The sequence below is a fragment of the Streptomyces roseochromogenus subsp. oscitans DS 12.976 genome, assembly GCF_000497445.1.
GTDB classification, from domain to species: domain Bacteria; phylum Actinomycetota; class Actinomycetes; order Streptomycetales; family Streptomycetaceae; genus Streptomyces; species Streptomyces oscitans.
On the sequence record NZ_CM002285.1, the window covers coordinates 5,565,965 to 5,568,641 of the forward strand.

Genomic DNA, 2,677 nt, shown 5'->3' on the forward strand with positions numbered 1-2,677 from the left:
AATGGGACACCCCTGGGGTGTCGGTGAGTCAGCTGGTCGGGGGCTTGGGGGTGCCGTTGGGGCCCTTCGGTCGCTTGTTGGGACGGTAGCTTGGGCCGTTCATGATGACTTGGTGGCTGGCGTTGATCAGCCGGTCGAGGAGTGACTCGGCGACGACGGGGTTCGGGAAGAGCGGATACCAGTCGCTGGGCGCCCTGTTGCTCGTGATGATCAGAGAACGTCCCTGCCGCTCGGAGACCAACTCGTAGAGATCGTCGGCCTGCGAGGCGTTCATCTGCCGCATGGCGAAGTCATCGAGGATGAGCAGGTCGGGGCGGATGAGGTCGCGCATGCGCTTGTCCCAGGTGCGATCCGCGTGGCCGCCGGCGAGCTCGGCCAGGACCCGGCTGGTCTTGGAGAAACGGACGTTGGCGCCCTGTCGGACGGCCTGGTGACCGAGGGCCTGGGCGACGTGTGTCTTTCCGACCCCGACGGGCCCGAACAAAATGACGGACTCACCGGAGTGGAGCCATCGCAGGGCCGCCAGGTCGCGGATCTGGGCCGCGGGTAGCTTCGGGGAGGCGTTGAAGTCGAAGCCCTCCAAGGTGGCCTGCTGCTCGAACTTCGCCCGCCGCAGGCGCCGTTCGAGCGCAACGGATTCACGGCGGGTGATCTCGTCCTGGCAGAGAACCTGCAGGAAATCGAGGTGCCCGAGCTCGCCGCCCTGGGCCTGGGTGAGGCGGGCGTCGAGTGTCTCGAGCATCCCGGACAGCCGCAGGATCTTGAGCGAGTCACGCAGAGCGGTGGTCATCACGCTCACCGGGCGACCTCCTCGACGTCGTCGTTCCCCTGGTCGTCGCGGACGTCATCGGGAATCTGCAGGGGGATGTCGGTGGCGAACAGGCCCTCGGGGCCGTGTAGGAAGGCCGAGGCGCCACCGTCTCCGGTCTCGGGTTCCGGGTCGGTCTCGGTGCCGGCGACAAGGATGCCCTTGACGGTGCGATAGGACGGGTCGCCGACCGTGATCGCCTTGCGGCAGGCGGCTTCGAGCCTGATGTCGCCGTACTTCTTGCGCAGCCCGAGCACCCCCTGGGCCGCCCGGAGCCGGTAGAGGGCATTGACCTCCAGGAGCTGGTCGATCACCTCCCGGCAGGCATCCCCGACCTGGGATGCCTGACCGCGACACCAGATCGGCGTGCGCATCTGAAAGGCGATCTTCTCCGGCGGGTAGTCCGTCTTGTCGGTGCGTTTGCCCTGCTCAAGTGCCGCGTGCGTCTTGACCAGTTCACCCTCGTGGAAGACCTGCACCATGGTGGCGGTGGAGCGGACATCGACGCGGCGGCCGATCAGCTTCCAGGGCACCGAGTAGAGGGTCCGGCCGACCTTGATGTGGATGTCCGGGCCGACCGTCGCCTTCGACCACCGCGCCAGCACGAACGGCGCCTCGGGCAACGGCAGCAGCACCGGCGCCTCGATGGACTCGAACACCGCCAAGGGAGCCGCCCCGCCCAGCGGACGGCACTGCCGCTGACCTGCGACATTACGGGACCAGAGCAGGGCCTCGGCCTGCATGTGCTCCAGCGAGGTGAACGTCCGCCCGCGCCAGTAGGAGTCGCGGACGTAGGGCATGGGCCGCTCCACTCTGGGCTTGTCCTTCGGCTTCAAAGCCCGGGCCGGATCCACCAACGCCCCATAGTAGGAGGCGAGTTCGGCATACGACTTGTTGATCTTCGGGTCGTAGAGGTCCGGCTTGTCGACCCCGGTCTTGAGGTTGTCCGGCACCAGCCGGCGCGGGACGCCGCCGAAGTAGCGAAACGCCTCCACGTGGGCTTGTGTCCAGGCGTGCTGGTCCATGTGGGCCACCGGGCGGACGAACATGTGCCGGGAGGCAGGCAGCACCATCACGAACGCCCAAATCCGGTGCCGCCGACCGGTGTTGGCGTTGATCCACTGCCCCAGGAAGCCGTAGTCGATCTGGGCCTCCGAGCCCGGCTCGACGTTCTCCCTCAGCACGGTGACCTTGGCGCGGGCGGCCTCGTCGGGCAGGTTCTCGTGTACCCACCGGCGAAACGAGGTCAGCCCCGCCTGCAGCTTGCGCTCGTCGCGCAGCCGCTGGTGGATCGTGGTCACCGTGCAGGTGTTCAGCAGTTCCACCACGTAGTCGCGGTGCTTCTCGATCTCCGGCCAAGTCAGTTGATTCAAGCGCCTGTTGGCCTGCTCGGGGAACCAGCTCTTGATCAGTTTCGCCCAGTCGGGCTCGCTCATCGGCGGGCCGCCCGGCGTGATCCCGGCCGCCTCGGCCGGCGCCAGGTACTTCCTGATCGTCTTGCGGTCCAGCCCCAGCGACGCCGCCAGCTGCGTCTTCGAGCGGCCCGCGTACCAGTGGACGTAGATCTCCACGATGTCCGTCACGGTGAATGTTCTCCTTGCCATCCGGATCGTCCGTCGACCTCCCGGCTCGCTGGTCAAGGGACACCAGCGACTCCGAGACGGCCCGGACCCTCAACCCGGCACCGGCATGCCCCAGGGGATCTCCACCAATTCGCAAGAAGGATCTATCGGTCGAACAAACCACCCGACACGGGGAAAGATCTTCAACCCGAGACCGTGACCGGCATCCCCATCCACGACCGGCGTCCCCCTGGGGAACCGCCGACACCAGGGCGGGGAATTACGGCGACAACATCACGCAGAACAT

General features: G+C 67.0%; 2 protein-coding genes. Both read right to left on the reverse strand.

Annotated features, from left to right (window positions below; translation table 11 throughout):
• Positions 1 to 28: 28 nt before the first annotated feature.
• A complete protein-coding gene (gene istB / locus M878_RS73800; protein WP_023548259.1) occupies positions 29 to 799 on the reverse strand; it encodes an IS21-like element helper ATPase IstB in 771 nt (256 codons plus the stop codon).
• Positions 796 to 2,391, reverse strand: coding sequence for an IS21 family transposase (gene istA / locus M878_RS73805; protein ID WP_023548257.1), 1,596 nt, complete (start codon positions 2,389 to 2,391; stop codon positions 796 to 798). Before istA ends, istB begins: the two co-directional genes overlap by 4 nt.
• Between the last annotated feature and the right edge of the window lie 286 nt (positions 2,392 to 2,677).